Here is a 16013-nt window from a genome sequence, read left to right on the forward strand (position 1 = left end):
GTCGCCGAGTGGAACGTAGGCGGCAGCGAGCACGATCACGACGGCCGCGATCTGCACGCCGGCCGCAAGTGCGGGGGTCACGGCTCAGAACCTTTCGGGGTCGAGCAACGCGATCAGCAGGTACACCGCAAGTGCCGCGGACACCACGATCAAGATCACGCTCTCGATTCCGGCGGCGGTCATGCGGATCGCCCGAGTCGAAGAACGGTGAATACCAGCACAGCGAAACCTGCTGCGGCGGTGAGTAGATAGGCCAGGTCAGCCATGGATGCAATCCTCGTGAAACGGCGACGAACTGCCGGCGGTTGCTCGGCAGCTACGCCAGCGTCCACCCCCTACGCGCCCATCTCGGCCTCACTGACACTCTGTTGACGCTGCGAGCAGGCGTGTTTATGAGATCTTTACGACCGACGTGCCGGGAGTCGCCCTACCCCCGCCGAACCCTCGGCGCCGGCTGACACTTCGGACAGCTGAAGGACGACCGATTCATGAACTTCTCGCGGCGGATGGGAGCGCCGCAGCGAGGGCACGGGAGTCCCTCCTGGCCGTATGCGGCCAGTGACCGGTCGAAGTACCCCGACTGACCGTTCACGTTGACGTACAGCGCGTCGAACGAGGTGCCGCCCTGCGCCAGTGCCTCCCCCATGACAGCGTGCGCGTTGTTCAGCAACCTGCGCAGCGCCGGGCGAGTCAGTGAATCGGTGAGTCGATTGCCGTGGATCTTGCTGCGCCACAACGACTCGTCGGCGTAGATGTTGCCCACGCCCGACACGACGGTCTGATCGAGGAGCGCGCGCTTGATCTCGGTGTGCTTCCCCCGCATCGCCGTCACCACGGACTCCGCGTCGAACTGGGGGTCGAGTGGGTCGCGGGCGATGTGCGCCACGGGAACCGGGACCCGGGAGCCGTCGACCTCCACGAGGTCGGCGACGGCCCACCCGCCGAACGTCCGCTGATCGACGAATCGCAGATCCGTGCCGCTGCCCAGTCGGGCGCGGATGCGGAGATGCTTCTCGTCGGGTGCGTCCGCGGGCTGGACGAGCATCTGCCCGCTCATGCCCAGGTGCACCACGATCGACTCGAGCGGCCCGGTCGCGTCGTCGTTCGCGGCGACCACGAGCCAGAGGTACTTGCCACGGCGCTCGGCGGACACGACGGTGGTGCCGGCCAGTCGCGACTGGAGATCGAGACTTCCCTCGAGATGCCGTCGAGCGGCACGCGGATGAAGGACCTCGATGTCGACGAGGGTCTCCCCCACGACGTGCGACGCGAGTCCGCGTCGCACCACCTCGACCTCGGGAAGTTCAGGCATTCCGGTCGGACGACATCTCCGGGGTCGGGCCGGCGATCAGCGCTGCGGAGGCCGATTCACTGAGAGCGTTCCAGGCCGCGCTGGCGGCGCGCTGCTCGGCTTCCTTCTTCGAGCGACCCACGCCCTGCCCGTGCGGCGATCCGCCGACGAGCACGGTGGCCGTGAACTCCTTGTCGTGGTCCGGTCCCGTCGCGGTGATCTCGTACGCGGGAACACCGAGACCCTTCTCGGCCGTGAGCTCCTGCAGGCTGGTCTTCCAGTCGAGGCCGGCACCGAGACGCGGTCCACGCTCGAGCAACGCGTCGAACAGACGCAGCACCACCTCGCGTGCGACGTCGATGCCGTGCTCGACGTGGATGGCGCCGAGAAGCGATTCCATGCCGTCCGCGAGGATCGACGGCTTGTCGCGCCCACCGGTCATCTCCTCGCCCTTGCCCAGAAGCAGGTGCGCACCGAGTCCGCCGTCACCCAGTTGGCGAGCCACCTCGGCGAGCGCGTGCATGTTGACCACGCTCGCGCGGATCTTGGCCAGCTCGCCCTCCGACTTGTCGGGGTGGGCGCTGTACAGCTGCTCGGTGATGCTCAGACCCAGAACGGAATCTCCGAGGAACTCGAGGCGTTCGTTCGTGGGCAGCCCACCGTTCTCGTACGCGTACGAGCGGTGGGTGAGAGCGTGGACGAGCAGGTCGTGGTCCAGAGACACGCCAAGAGCGGCGAGAAGCGATGCATGATCGTCCTCGCCGCTCCGGTCTGTCGCTGGCGACTGAGAGGTCACCGTCAGACTGCCGCGGTGACCTGGCGACCCTTGTAGGTGCCGCAGTTCGGGCACACCGTGTGGGGCAGGGTCTTCTCGCCGCACCCGCGGTTGGGGCAGGTGATGAGGGTGGGTGCAGTGGTCTTCCACTGGCTGCGTCGCGATCGGGTGTTGGACCGCGACATCTTGCGCTTCGGAACAGCCACTTCTACTTCTCCTCGTACTCGTTCGGTGCAATGTCGTGCTGGTGAAGCACGGGTCGTGCAGGCGCAGGGTGCGCCGGCCGACTAGGTCTGGTCGGTGTCGGTCTGCAGCTTCGCCGCGAGACCGGCCCAGCGAGGATCAATTGTCTCATGCGCATGACCCGGTTCCGCAATCGACAGGCGGATGCCGCACTCCGGGCACAGTCCCTGGCAGTCCTCGGTGCACAGGGGTCGCAGCGGCAGGGTGAGCCCCGCCACGTCCACGATCAGTGGTTCGAGATCGATCGCGTCGTCCTCGACCCGGTAGAGATCGTCCTCGTCCGTGGTGGCCTCGGTGACGCTGTTCGGGTACGCGTACAGCTCCGTGAGGTGGAGCTGCACGTGTGACGTGAACGGCTCGAGGCACCGCGAGCACTCACCGACGGTGTCGGCGTCGACCGTGCCGCTGACGAGCACACCCTCGGACACGGACTCGAACCGGAGATCGAGATCGATGTCGGCCCCCTCCTGGATCGCGATCAGGTCCAGACCGATGCGCGACGGGGAGGGAACGGTGCGAGCGACCGGCATCATCGACCCTGCGCGGCGACCCAGACGACGGGTGTCCACCACCAGCCCCGAGACGGGTTCGGCGGAGTGGCGACGAGCAGCGGGAGACAACGAACGATCCTTTCACGGGCGGTGCGGGCAACCACTCCACGATACGGGAGCGTCAGGTCAGCGCCAAATCACACCAGCCCACCCTGCGAGGAGGGATCTGCGTGGCGGTCAGTAGCGCGAGCGGCCCTCACCACGCGAGTCGGCGAAATCGGTGTCGTAACTCGGAACGCCACTGCCGGTGCGGAGCTGCTGCCGTCCCCGACCGACGGACCGCAACGTGCCGGAGAGGATCTCCTCGAACTCCGCGAACTTCGTGTCGACGTAGAGGTCGCATTCGGTACGCAGACGATCCGACTCGGCGTGCGCCGCGTCGATGACCCGAGCGGACTCCGCGTGCGCGGACTGCACCACCTCGGTCTGCGAGACCAGGCGCTCCTGCTCGGCGAGACCGTCGGCGACGGAACGCTCGTAGGCCGCCTTGCCGGCGTCGATCGAGCGAGCGGACTCGACGCGGCCGCGCTCGGTCAGCGTCTCGTACTCGTGCTCCGCGTCCGCGATGGTGGCGTCAGCGCGCGCGGTGGCGTCGGCGACGAGGCTCTCGGCGTGCGCGGTGGCCTCGGCGACCATCCGGTCGGCGTGGGCCTTCGCGTCGGCCAGGAGTCGATCGGCCTCGTCCCGCGCGTTCTCCACCGTGCTGGTGGCTTCCGCGTCGGCCGACGAGATCGTCTTCTCGGCACCGGTCCGTGCGTCCGACACCAGCTTGTCGCGGTGGTCCAGCACGTCCTGCGCGTCGTCGAGCTCACCCGGAATGGCGTCTCGGACGTCGTCCAGCAGCTCCAGCACATCACCACGCGGGACGACGCATCCCGCGGTCATCGGGACGCCGCGCGCCTCCTCGACGATCGCGACGAGCTCGTCGAGCGCCTCGAATACCCGGTACACCGTGCTCGGCCCTCACTTCGATCGACAGTCTCTGAGTTCGGCGACCACACCCGTCGGGCGCGATCTCCGGTGTCAGTGTGCCCGGTACGCGCACCGGTCCGCACGATTGTCCCCCGGTGTGTCGCCGTCCGGCCCGGTCAGGAGCGCTCGGCGAGCCGGGCCAGCAGTCGGTCGTGCACGGCGGCCGGGACCATCGTCGTGACGTCTCCGCCCAATCGCGCGATCTCCTTGATGAGCGAGCTCGACAAGCTGCTGTGCACCGGGTCGGTTCCGAGGAACACTGTGTCCACGCCGGTGAGTCGCCGGTTCATCTGCGCCATCTGCACCTCGTAGTCGAAGTCGGCGGCGTTGCGCAGACCCTTGACGATGGCGGTGGCCCCGGACTCCGACGCGAAGTCGACGAGCAACCCCTGCCACGTCGCGACGCGCACACCCTGCAGATGAGTGGTGGCCTGCGCCAGCATCTCGACCCGTTCGTCGACGGTGAAGAGTCCACTCTTGTTGGGGTTCACCACCACCGTGACGATGACCTCGTCGAATTGCGTTGCGACGCGCGAGATCACGTCGAGATGACCGTTGTGGATCGGATCGAAGGATCCCGGGACCAGGGCGCGGCTCATGGTGGGTGAACGTATCAGCTTCCCCGTGCGGGGTGCTCGATCTGCGCGACCTCGAACCGGGCCATGTCGATGCGAGCCTCGCCGTAGCGCTTGGCCTTCAGTTCGACGAGCCCGGCGGGCCACACCGTTGCGGGCGAGCGCGAGGACCGCTCGACGACCACGAGGGCGTCCTCGGCGAGCCACTCGCCCTCGACGAGTCGGTCCAACACCGAGGACACGGCGCCGTCCGACACGGAGTACGGAGGATCGGCGAGCACGAGGTCGTAGCGGCGCTCCGGTGTCCCGCCGACGACGGCCGCGACGGGCGCGGTACGCACCTGCGCTCCCGGCAGTCCCACGGATTCGATGTTCCGGGCGACCACGGCCGCCGCGCGCGCGTCGTTCTCGACGAGGAGGACGTGCTCGGCTCCGCGCGAGAGCGCTTCGAGACCGAGAGCGCCAGACCCCGCGTACAGGTCCAGCACCGACGCACCGTCGAGGTACATCCGGCTCTCGAGCGCACTGAAGAGCGCCTCTCGGACCCGGTCCGCGGTGGGTCTGGTGCCGCGGGACGGCACGACGAGCGAACGCCCGCCGGCCGTCCCGGCCACGATCCTGGTCACTGCGAGAACCCTGTCAGGAGCGGTCGGTGGTGTCGCCGACGGCGATGACGCAGATCAGGTCCCCGCCCTCGACCTGCGCGACACCGGACAGAGCCAGACGGGTGACGGTGCCCGCCCGCGGCGCGGTGACGGCTGCTTCCATCTTCATCGCCTCGATCGTCGCGACGGTCTCTCCCGCCGACACCGACTGCCCCACCTCCGCGGTCAACGTCACCACACCCGCGAACGGCGCCGCCAGATGCGACGGATCGTCCCGATCCGCCTTCTCCGTCGTCGGCGCATCCGCCGAGATCGACCTGTCCCGCACCGACACCGGCCGCAACTGACCGTTGAGGATGCACATCACCGTCCGCATCCCCGCCTCGTCCGGCTCCGAGATCGCCTCCAACCCGATCAGCAGATCCACACCCTTCTCCAGGCGCACCCGATGCTCGTCGCCCTGACGCAATCCGTAGAAGAACTGATTCGCCGACAACCCCGAGGTGTCCCCGTACTTCTCCCGGTGCTCCGCCAACTCCTTCGCTGGCCCCGGGAACAACAGATGATTGAGACGATCACGCCGCTCGGCACTGGTGCCGGAGAGCAGCACCTCGTCCTGCGTCGTCAACGTCGCCTCCCCACGCCCGGCGCCGCGCCCCGCCAACGCGGTGGTGCGGAACGGCTCCGGCCACCCACCGGCCGGGGTGCCCAGATCGCCGCGCAGGAACCCGATCACCGAATCGGGAATGTCGAACTTCCCCGGATCCGCCGCGAAGTCCTCCATCGACACCCCCGCACCGACCAGGTGCAACGCCAGATCGCCCACCACCTTCGACGACGGCGTCACCTTGATCAGCCGGCCCAGCAACCGGTCCGCGTCCGCGTACGCCTTCTCCACGTCCTCGAACCGGTCCCCCAGGCCCAACGCGATGGCCTGCTGACGCAGATTGGACAGCTGCCCACCCGGAATCTCGTGCGTGTAGACCCGCCCGGTCGGAGCGGGGAGCCCGGACTCGAACGGGGCGTACACCTTTCGGATCGCCTCCCAGTACGGCTCCAGATCGCACACCGCCGCCAGATCCAACCCGGTGTCCCGCTCGGTGTGCGCCGCCGCCGCCACGATCGCCGACAACGCCGGCTGACTGGTCGTGCCCGCCATCGACGCCGACGCCCCGTCCACAGCATCCGCGCCGGCCTGCCACGCCGCCAGGTACGTCGCCAACTGACCACCCGGGGTGTCGTGGGTGTGCACGTGCACCGGCAGATCGAAATTCTTGCGCAGCGCCGTCACCAACGTCGTCGCCGCCGGCGCCCGCAGAAGCCCCGCCATGTCCTTGATCGCCAACACGTGCGCGCCGGCGTCGACGATCTGCTCCGCCAACCGCAGGTAGTAGTCGAGGGTGTAGAGCTTCTCGTCGGGGTTCGACAGGTCACCGGTGTACGACATCGCCACCTCGGCGATCGTCGTGCCGGTCTCGCGGACGGCGTCGATCGCGGGGCGCATCTGGTCGACGTTGTTCAGCGCGTCGAAGATGCGGAAGATGTCCACACCCGTCGCCGCCGCTTCCTCGACGAATGCTGTCGTCACCCGCTCCGGGTAGGGGGTGTAGCCGACGGTGTTACGCCCGCGCAGCAACATCTGCAGGGCGATGTTCGGCACCGCCTCCCGCAGCGCCGCCAACCGCTCCCACGGATCCTCGTGCAGGAACCGCAGCGCCACGTCGTACGTCGCACCGCCCCAGCACTCGATCGACAACAGTTCGGGTGTGGTCCGCGCGACGTAGGGGGCGACCATCAGCAGTCCCGAGGTCCGCACCCGCGTGGCCAACAGGGACTGGTGGGCGTCGCGGAACGTGGTGTCGGTGACGCCCAACGCCTTTCGCTGACGCAGGTCGCGGGCGAAGCCCTCGGGACCGAGCTCGAGCAGCCGCTGCCGAGACCCGTCGCGCGGCGCGACGGACAGATCGATGTCCGGCAGCTTGTCCTGTGGGTAGACCGTGCTCGGACGCTCGCCGTGCGGCTTGTTCACCGTCACGTCCGCGAGGTAGGTCAGGATCTTGGTACCGCGATCGCCGGACGACCGCGCCGTCAACAGCTCGGGTCGCTCCTCGATGAACGACGTCGTGACGTTGCCCGCACGGAAGTCCTCGTCCTGCAGAAGTCCCTGCAGGAAGCCGATGTTCGTCGAGACACCGCGGATACGGAACTCCGCCAACGCCCGCCGCGACCGCGCCACCGCGTCCTCGAACGTGCGACCACGGCAGGTGAGCTTCACCAGCATCGAGTCGAAGTACGCCGACACCTCCGCACCCAACGTCGTCCCGCCGTCGAGACGGATGCCCGCACCGCCCGGGGTGCGGTACGCGGTGATACGGCCGGTGTCCGGGCGGAACCCGTTCGCCGGGTCCTCCGTCGTGATGCGGCACTGCATCGCCGCACCCCGGATCCGGATGTCCTCCTGCCGCAACCCCAGATCCTCGAGTGACTCCCCCGAGGCGATCCGCAACTGCGACTGCACCAGGTCGACATCGGTGATCTCCTCGGTCACCGTGTGCTCGACCTGGATCCGCGGATTCATCTCGATGAACACATGGTTACCGTCCCGGTCCACCAGGAACTCCACCGTGCCCGCACACGAGTACCCGATCTTCCGCGCGAACGCCACAGCGTCACTGCACAACCGGGCCCGCAGCTCGTCCGAGATGTTCGGCGCCGGCGCCAGCTCCACCACCTTCTGGTGACGGCGCTGCACCGAGCAGTCACGCTCGAACAGATGGATCACATCGCCGTGGGTGTCCGCGAGAATCTGCACCTCGATGTGCCGCGGCTCGACCACCGCCTGCTCCAGGAACACCGTCGCGTCACCGAACGCCGACTCCGCCTCCCGCGCCGCCGCCTCGATCGCCGCACGCAAACCCGACGGCTCCGCAACCCGCCGCATACCGCGGCCACCACCGCCCGCGACCGCTTTGACGAACACCGGGAACGTCATCGACTCCGACGCCGCCACCAACGCATCGACGTCCGTCGACGGTTCCGACGACGCCAACACCGGCAACCCGGCATCCTTCGCCGCCGCGATCGCCCGCGCCTTGTTCCCCGTCAGCTCCAACACCTCCGCCGACGGACCCACGAATGTGATCCCTGCCGCCGCACACGCCGCCGCCAACTCCGGATTCTCCGACAGGAACCCGTACCCCGGATAGATCGCGTCCGCACCCGCACGCACCGCCGCGTCGACGATCAGATCCACCGACAGGTAGTTGCGCACCGGATGCCCCGGCTCGCCGATCTCGTACGCCTCGTCGGCCTTCGTCCGATGCACCGAATTGCGGTCCTCGAACGGGAACACCGCCACCGTCTGCGCCTCGAGTTCGTACGCCGCACGGAACGCACGGATCGCGATCTCGCCGCGATTTGCCACCAGCACCTTGGAGAACATTCCGGTCAACCTACCTTCAGTACGGGCGAGACGGAGCTATGACTTGTCCAGATATGAGACATGTGCGGAACGCAGCGAGCAGCCGTCGTGGTGCCGGGACAGTAGCGCCGATCACGTCCACGCCGCTCGCATCTCCTATGCAGAAATGTCGGCGGAGAGATTCGCGGCGGCCCACGTCATGTGTTCCGCCACCGAGGCGCTGGCAGCCGCGCCGTCGCCCGATCCGATCGCCTCGACGATGCGGCGGTGTCGGTCGGTGTCCATGTTCCCGACCGCGCGAGACTTGCCGGCCCACATGATGGACATGCGGATCGAACCCTCGAGGGACGTCCACGAGTGCACCAGGGTCTCGTTGCCGGTGAGCCGGCAGAGCAGTCGGTGGAAACTGAGATCGGACTCGATCCGGGCCTCGAGATCACCGTCACCGGCGGCGTCCATCAGGTCGAGCGCGCTCGACAGGCCGGCGACCGACTCCTGCCGGTCGTCTCGCTCCGCGAGCAGTGCGGCAGCGGTGGACTCGAGCGCGGCGCGCACGACGAAGATGTCCCTGATCTCCTTGTCGTCCAGATGCCGCACGTACAGCCGACCCCGAGCGCCGATGACAGCGAGCCCCTCCTGCTGAAGCTGCCGCAGGGCCTCGCGCAACGTGCCTCGGCTGATCTGCAGGCGCTCCGACAACTCCGTCTCCACCAGCGCGGAACTCGGACGCAGCTCGCCACTGGTGATGGCCCGACGCAGCGCGTCGAGAGCCTGATCGCGCAGATTCGTCTTCTGCAACCCCAGGAGCGTGGCGGGCTGTGCGGCCATGGAGACCTCCTCGAAACGGTGATGTCGACAGCTGCCGGTCGACAGTGATCTCAGGGTAACGGCCGCCCGTGTCGATCCGGCACTGCTCACCGCAACGCCGCGAGAACACGCTCCTCGATGCGGTCGGTGGACAACCCGTAACGATCGTGGAGCGTGGGGAGTGCGCCGGCGGCCAGGAACTCGTCGGGCAGCGCGATGGGAGTCACCTGACGCACCGTGCCGGACTCGACGCACGCCGAGGCGACCGTCTCGAAGAGCCCACCGATGCGGGTGTGGTTCTCGAGGGTGAATGCGGCCCGGTCGGTCGAGAGTTCGCGCAGGACGGTCTCCGCGTCGAACGGTTTGATCGTCGCCACGTGCACGACCGACACGTCCACCCTGTGCTTCGCGAGTCGCTCGGCGGCCTGGAGCGCACGCATGGTCATCAGACCGGACGACACCAGCACGACGTCGTTGCCCGGTCGAATGACCTTGGCCTTGCCCAGTTCGAAGGTGTAGTCGTACTCGTCGAGTACCGACGCGACCTTCCCGCGGAGCAACCGGAGGTAGGTCGGGCCCGGAGTCGCGGCGAGTTGGGGAACGGCCTGCTCGATGTCCACGGCATCGCACGGGTCGACGATGGTGAGGTTCGGCATTCCGCGGAAGATCGCCATGTCCTCGGTCGCCTGGTGACTCGGCCCGTAGCCGGTGGTGAGGCCCGGGAGTCCCCCGACGATGTTGACGTTCAGATTCGGCTCGGCCGCGTCGAGGCACAGGAAGTCGTACGCGCGGCGCGCCGCGAAGACCGAGTAGGTGGACGCGAAAGGAATCAGGCCGGTCTCCGCCATGCCCGCCGCGGCGCCGAACAGCAATTGCTCCGCCATCCCCATCTGGAAGAAACGGTCGGGGCAGGCCTGCGCGAAGATGTGCATGTCGGTGTACTTCGCCAGGTCGGCGCTGAGGCCGACGATGCGCGAATCCTGTTCCGCTGCACGGACGAGCGCGTGTCCGAACGGGGCCGCCGTGGTGCGCTGACCCTCGTCGACGAACGAGGCGATCATCGCCGACGTCTTGAGCTTGGGGGCGGATGCGGTGGTCATGAGTGGTCTCCCTCGTGAAATTCTGCGTCGTGGAAGCGAGCGGTGAGCTGATCCCGGCACACGCTCCACTCGTCCTCGTCGATACGCATGAAGTGCGCCTTCTCGCGGGTCTCGAGCATGGGTACGCCGAACCCGATCCGCGTGTCGCACACGACGACCGACGGGGTGCCGGTCGGCGACGTCCGCGTCGCGATGTCGTCCAGGGCGTCCAGCAACGCGCCCGCGTCGTTGCCGTCGACACGGTGGACGGACCATCCCGCGGCCGCCCACTTGTCCTGCACCGGTTCGATGCCCAGGACTCCCGCGGTGGGTCCGTCGGCCTGCAGTGCGTTCATGTCGACGAGTGCGACGAGGTTGCCCAGTCGGTGATGAGCGGCTCCCATCGCGGCCTCCCACGTGGAGCCCTCGTCCAGTTCCCCGTCCGACAGGAAGTTGAACACGAGTGACGGCGACCCCTGGTGACGCAGTCCCAGAGCCATTCCCACCGCCACCGGCAGTCCGTGTCCCAGCGAGCCCCCGCTGATCTCCATCCCGGGCGTGTAGGACGCCATTCCGGACATGGGGAGCCGCGAATCGTCGGAGCCGTAGGTCTCGAGTTCGGAGACGCTCACCGTGCCCGCTTCCGCGAGCGCCGCGTAGAGCCCGATGGCGTAGTGGCCCGTCGAGAGCAGGAAGCGGTCCCGCTCCGCCCAGTGCGGATCCGCCGGGCGGTAGCGCAGCCGTCCGCTGTAGACGGCGGCGAACATGTCCGCCGCTCCCAGTGCCTGACCCACGTATCCCTGACCCTGCGCTTCGCCCATGTCGAGGACGTGATGGCGCATGGCGTAGGCGAATCGCTCCGCGGCGCGGATCCGTGTCGTGCGGTCGGTGGTGATGCTGTCAGTGACGGTCACAGCGATTCCTTTCGAGAGGTGGCGGTCGCGACGAGGTTCTCGTCGAGCTCGGCCTGCAGTGCGAGTCGTCGTTCGGTGGGGCCCCACGTCTCACGGGTGGACAGGGCGGCGAGGAGACCGATCAGCGCGTAGACGCTGAAGAGGATTGCCGGCCCCATCCAGCCGTAGGAGACGAAGAGCAGCGTGGTGATGAACGGAGTGAAGCCGGAGACCATGGCCGAGATCTGGTAGGCCAGTGAGGCTCCGGACGCTCGGCGACTCGCCGTGAAGAGTTCGGGGAACCACGCGCCCTGCGCACCGGCGAGCGCGTTCTGGCACACGGTGTAGGCCAGGACGAAGGTGACGGCCACGAGGATGAAGGTGCCCGTGTTGACGAGGAGGAACATCGGGATTCCGAACAACACCCCGAACGCACACACTCCGATGTAGACGGGTCGGCGGCCCATCCTGTCCGTCAGAGTCGCCCAACCGACGGTCGCGCCGATGCCCAGCGCCGACGCGATGCAGAGAGCGGTCAGGGTCTCGGACTTCGTCGCCAGTTCCTCGTTGTGCAGGTACGAGATCATGTAGGTGATGGACACGGCGTAGCCGGCGGTCTCGGCGATGCGCAGTCCGATACCCCGCAGGATGTTGCGCCAGTCCTGCTTCACGGACTCGACGATCGGCGCACGCTGGACCTGGCCGGACTCCTTGACCTCGTCGAACACCGGGGACTCCGGGACCTTGGATCGAATGATCAGCCCGACGACGACGAGGACGATGCTGGCGAGGAACGGAACGCGCCAGGCCCAGTCGCCGCCGAGGTGCACGCTGAACAGGAACACCAGGTTCGCGAGCAGGAGACCCACCGGGAATCCCGCCTGCACGATGCCGGTGAACGCGCCCTTGCGCCGCCACGGGGCGTGTTCGTAGCTCATCAGAATCGCTCCGCCCCACTCGGCACCGAACGCCAGTCCCTGGACGATGCGGACGATGACCAGCAGCACGGGCGCGACGACGCCGACCTGGGCGTAGGTGGGCAACAGACCGATGACGAACGTCGCGAGTCCCATCACGATGAGCGACGCCACCAGAACGGGCTTGCGCCCGACACGATCACCGAGGTGGCCGCCGATGATGCCTCCGATCGGGCGTGCCGCGAAGCCGACGCCGAGCGTGGCGAAGGCGGCCAGGGTGCCGGCCACCGAACTCTGGCCCGGGAAGAACGCCGTTCCGAAGTAGAGCGCCGCGGCGGTGCCGAAACCGATGAAGTCGTACGTCTCGATCACCGCGCCGACGGACGACCCCACGGCGACGCGCTTGGCGTCGGGTGTGCCGTGGACCTGCCCGCGCATGGCCAGAGTCTCGCTGCTCATGACTACCCCTTTTCGAGGTGTTGGAGGTGTGAGGAAAGGGTGACGGATGCCGTCATCGATTACGAGTGTGACCCACCACACGTTCACTGTCAACAGTCAACTGTTGGTGTGCAACAGTTGACTGAACCGCAGTTCGGGTCTTACTGTGTGCTGCATCACGACGAGCCTTCGCAGGCGGCCGACACCGGCCGTCGCCCCTCTCGAACCGTGACACCAGCCTCGACAGCCGTTCCCCCACACCCGTATCGGAGATCACCATGTTCGACACTCTGGCCCGACCGGCCACCGTCAGCCGTACCGCCGTCGTCACGGGAGCTGCCTCGGAACGGGGCCTCGGCCGCGCGACCGCGGCGTTGTACGCCGAGCAGGGCTGGGCAGTCGTCGTCCTCGATCTCGACGGGGAGGCCTCGGCCAAGGTCGCCGCGGACATCGCGAATGCGTACGGCGTCCGGGCCTTCGGCCACGAGGTCGACGTGGCGGACGAGTCGTCCGTGGAGCGAGCTCGTGCGGCCGTGGCCGCCGAGGTCGAGTCGGGATCGCTCCCCACCGTGGGCGCCCTGGCGAACATCGCCGGCATCACGTCACCGGTGCCGTTTCTCGAGACCACGCTGGACCTGTGGAACAAGGTGATGGCGGTCAACGCGACCGGCACCTACCTCGTCACGAAGGCCTTCCTCCCCGCGATGATCGATGCCGGGTGGGGACGCGTGGTCAACATGTCGTCGGTGTCGGCTCAACGCGGCGGCGGCGTGTTCGGCAAGGTGCCCTACTCCTCGGCGAAAGCGGCGGTTCTCGGTTTCACCAAGGCGCTGGCCCGCGAGATCGGACACACCGGGGTCACGGTGAATGCTGTCACTCCGGGCGCCGCGGACACCGCCATCCGGGTGGGGAGCACGCCCGAGCAGGAGCAGGCGATCGCCGACGGCATCCCGGTGGGACGCGTCGCCACTGCTCGTGAGGTCGCCGCGATCATCACGTTCCTGTCGTCGGAGGACGCGTCCTACCTGACGGGCACCACATTGGACATCAACGGGGGAAGCCACATGCACTGACCGGGTCGGGCGTTCACGCCTTGTCGAGGAAGTCCACCCTGGTCGCGTCCACGGCGGATCGCATCATCGCCGCGAGACCGGGGTGCTCCACGAGCCCCGGGTCCCGATCGACGACGTCGCGGGCGAAGGTCTGGGCCGCGGTGATGATGTCGAGGTGATCGAGGAGCGACAACAGTCGCAGGGTCGTCGTGGTGCCCGACTGCGCTGCGCCCAACACGTCACCCTCCCGGCGTTGCCGTAGATCGAGAACGGCGAGCTCGAACCCGTCGGTCGTCGCCGCGACGGCGTCGAGCCTCGCGTAGGTGGGGGTGCCCGGTGCGAGCTCGGTGAGCAGGATGCACAGACCCTGGTGGCCGCCACGACCGATGCGGCCACGCAACTGATGCAGCTGACTCACGCCGAACCGGTCGGCGTCCACGATGACCATGACCGTGGCGTTGGGGACGTCGACACCGACCTCCACCACGGTGGTGCAGACGAGGACGTCGATGTCGCCGTCGTTGAACGCGGACATCACCTCGTCCTTCTCCTCCGTGGGCAGCCGCCCGTGCAGCAACCCGACGCGCAGGTTCGACAGAGCGCCGGCGCGGAGCGACTCGTACACATCGACCGCCGACGCGGTGTCCGGAGTGTCCTTGCCGAGATCCTCGGGCTTCTCGTCGCCGATCCGCGAACACACCACGTAGGCCTGGCGGCCGGCCGCCACCTCCTCGGAGATCCGGCTCCACGCTCGCTCGACCCAGGCAGGTCTGTGCTGGGCGGGAACGACCGAGGTGCGGATGGGCGCGCGTCCGCGGGGAAGCTCACGCAGGGTGGACGTCTCGAGATCGCCCAGCGTGGTCATGGCGATCGTCCGCGGAATGGGCGTGGCCGTCATGACCAGCAGGTGCGGGCTGACGCCCTCTCTCGCCTTCGCGCGCAACGCGTCCCGCTGCTCGACTCCGAAGCGGTGCTGCTCGTCGACCACCACCATCCCGAGGTCGAAGAACGACACCGTGCTCTGGATGAGTGCGTGAGTGCCGATGACGATGCCTGCGTCTCCGGTCACGATCGACAACAGCGCGGCACGTTTCGCGGCCGTCGACATCGATCCGGTCAGCAGCACCACTCGGGTGGCGCGGTCGGGCGCACCCAGTTCCCCGGCCGTCGCGAGCGCCCCGAGTTGCCGCGTGATCGACCGGTGGTGCTGTGTGGCGAGCACCTCGGTGGGTGCCAGCAACGCGCACTGCAGTCCCGCGTCCACCACCTGCAGCATGGCGCGCAGAGCGACGATCGTCTTGCCCGATCCCACCTCACCCTGCAGGAGCCGGCTCATCGGCCGAGTGCGGGACAGGTCGCTCTCGATCTCCTCGGCGACCTCCTTCTGCCCGTCGGTCAGCTCGAACGGCAGCACCTCGTCGAAGGCGGCGGCGACACCGTCGGCCACGCGCGCGCAGGCCGGCGCCGTGCGCACCGCCACCGAGTGGCGCCGTTCGGCGAGCACCAACTGCAACGCCGTCGCCTCGTCGAAGCGCAGACGGTAGCGCGCGTTCTCGATGTCGTCCTCGGACTCCGGAAAGTGCACGACCCGCAGTGCGTCGTCGAGGCTCATCAGCGCGTGCTCGGCGCGCACCGTCTCGGGCAGCGGATCCTCGACGCGATCGAGCTGGTCCAGGACCTGACGCACGCAGCGCAGGAAGGTCCAGCTCTCGACCTCCCGCGTCGCCGCGTACATGGGAAGGAACGGAAGCGACAGCATGGACATGTTCACCGCACCGGAACTGTCCGTGGCGCCGCGAGCCATGCCGGCGAGCTCGCCGCCGCCGTGCGGGCGCCCCACCAGGTCGTCCTCGTCGCCGTCGAGCATCAGGTAACCGGGGTGGTTCAGCGACCAGGACGTCCGGAACCACTTGACCGTGCCCGAGAACATCGCGCGCGACCCCACCGTGATGTTGTGACGCACCTTGTGACCGTTGAAGAAGGTGGCGGAGACGTTCTGACCGTCGCACGTGAGCACGACCTTGAGCATGTGGCCCTTGCGCGCCTTCATGGGCACGAGGTCCGCCTTGGACACCGTCCCCACGACGGTGATGCGTTCACCGTCGTCCGGGTCCTTGCGGGCCAGCTCCTGACCCTGTGTCACGTAGCGGAAGGGGTAGTGACGCAGCAGGTCCTCGACCGTGACGAGACCGAACGCCGTCTCGAGCGGATCGGCGGCCCTGCGACCCAGTACGTGGTCGAGCCGGTCACCGAGCTGAACCACCGCGCTGCTCCCGTCCTGATGCTGCCGCCATCCGTACGACCATTCCACCAGGCACCTGCGGCATCGGCGCGTGCGGGCCGGTTTGGACTCGGGGCACCCGAGCGGCTAGTCTTGCACGGTTGCGTCTGACG

At 68.0% G+C, this 16013-nt stretch carries 15 protein-coding genes; 1 reads left to right on the plus strand and 14 read right to left on the minus strand.

From position 1 onward, the window contains the following. Positions 1 to 84 precede the first annotated feature (84 nt). The 13 genes from kdpF to QRN16_RS06915 form a co-directional block, all read right to left on the minus strand. The gene (kdpF, locus tag QRN16_RS06855; protein WP_027504979.1) at positions 85 to 183 is read right to left on the minus strand and encodes a K(+)-transporting ATPase subunit F; all 99 of its coding nucleotides are present in this window, start codon (positions 181 to 183) and stop codon (positions 85 to 87) included. Between the two features lie 244 nt (positions 184 to 427). Beyond that, complete coding sequence (gene mutM / locus QRN16_RS06860; protein ID WP_056445093.1) at positions 428 to 1312, minus strand: bifunctional DNA-formamidopyrimidine glycosylase/DNA-(apurinic or apyrimidinic site) lyase; 885 nt, start codon at positions 1310 to 1312, stop codon at positions 428 to 430. Then, complete coding sequence (gene rnc, locus QRN16_RS06865; RefSeq protein ID WP_027504977.1) at positions 1305 to 2087, minus strand: ribonuclease III; 783 nt, start codon at positions 2085 to 2087, stop codon at positions 1305 to 1307. Before rnc ends, mutM begins: the two co-directional genes overlap by 8 nt. 2 nt (positions 2088 to 2089) lie before the next feature. Continuing rightward, positions 2090 to 2272 (minus strand): 50S ribosomal protein L32, encoded by a 183-nt coding sequence (gene rpmF, locus QRN16_RS06870; RefSeq protein WP_027504976.1) that lies wholly within the window; start codon positions 2270 to 2272, stop codon positions 2090 to 2092. Positions 2273 to 2353: 81 nt separating this feature from the next. Then, entirely contained in the window at positions 2354 to 2842 is a 489-nt protein-coding gene (locus QRN16_RS06875) for a YceD family protein (protein WP_081821208.1), read from the minus strand. Positions 2843 to 3037: 195 nt separating this feature from the next. After that, positions 3038 to 3811, minus strand: coding sequence for a DivIVA domain-containing protein (locus QRN16_RS06880; RefSeq protein WP_285185224.1), 774 nt, complete (start codon positions 3809 to 3811; stop codon positions 3038 to 3040). Positions 3812 to 3948: 137 nt separating this feature from the next. Continuing rightward, positions 3949 to 4431 (minus strand): pantetheine-phosphate adenylyltransferase, encoded by a 483-nt coding sequence (gene coaD, locus QRN16_RS06885; RefSeq protein WP_027504973.1) that lies wholly within the window; start codon positions 4429 to 4431, stop codon positions 3949 to 3951. Positions 4432 to 4445: 14 nt separating this feature from the next. Continuing rightward, positions 4446 to 5033 (minus strand): 16S rRNA (guanine(966)-N(2))-methyltransferase RsmD, encoded by a 588-nt coding sequence (rsmD, locus tag QRN16_RS06890; RefSeq protein WP_222637741.1) that lies wholly within the window; start codon positions 5031 to 5033, stop codon positions 4446 to 4448. 13 nt (positions 5034 to 5046) lie between these two features. Then, on the minus strand, positions 5047 to 8454 hold the full coding sequence (locus QRN16_RS06895) for a pyruvate carboxylase (RefSeq protein ID WP_222637742.1): 3408 nt from the start codon (positions 8452 to 8454) through the stop codon (positions 5047 to 5049). A gap of 135 nt (positions 8455 to 8589) precedes the next feature. Next, complete coding sequence (locus QRN16_RS06900; protein ID WP_027506987.1) at positions 8590 to 9261, minus strand: GntR family transcriptional regulator; 672 nt, start codon at positions 9259 to 9261, stop codon at positions 8590 to 8592. Positions 9262 to 9347: 86 nt separating this feature from the next. Then, positions 9348 to 10340: a transketolase family protein gene (locus QRN16_RS06905; RefSeq protein ID WP_285185234.1), complete on the minus strand. Its 993-nt coding sequence runs from the start codon at positions 10338 to 10340 to the stop codon at positions 9348 to 9350. Next, positions 10337 to 11239 carry a transketolase gene (locus QRN16_RS06910; RefSeq protein WP_374197725.1) on the minus strand — a complete coding sequence of 301 codons (903 nt, stop codon included), beginning with the start codon at positions 11237 to 11239 and terminating at the stop codon, positions 10337 to 10339. The genes QRN16_RS06905 and QRN16_RS06910 overlap by 4 nt, the downstream gene beginning before the upstream one ends. Then, positions 11230 to 12588, minus strand: a complete 1359-nt coding sequence (locus QRN16_RS06915; RefSeq protein ID WP_285185237.1) for an MFS transporter — start codon at positions 12586 to 12588, stop codon at positions 11230 to 11232. Before QRN16_RS06915 ends, QRN16_RS06910 begins: the two co-directional genes overlap by 10 nt. Positions 12589 to 12845: 257 nt before the next feature. Between QRN16_RS06915 and QRN16_RS06920 the strand changes: the two genes are divergently transcribed. Next, entirely contained in the window at positions 12846 to 13640 is a 795-nt protein-coding gene (locus QRN16_RS06920; RefSeq protein ID WP_037187033.1) for an SDR family NAD(P)-dependent oxidoreductase, read from the plus strand. Between the two features lie 13 nt (positions 13641 to 13653). Here QRN16_RS06920 and recG read toward each other — a convergent pair whose 3' ends face one another. Continuing rightward, entirely contained in the window at positions 13654 to 15882 is a 2229-nt protein-coding gene (recG, locus tag QRN16_RS06925; protein WP_285186077.1) for an ATP-dependent DNA helicase RecG, read from the minus strand. Positions 15883 to 16013: the final 131 nt, after the last annotated feature.

This window comes from Rhodococcus sp. MEB041, assembly GCF_030208955.1.
In the GTDB taxonomy this organism is placed as follows: domain Bacteria; phylum Actinomycetota; class Actinomycetes; order Mycobacteriales; family Mycobacteriaceae; genus Rhodococcoides.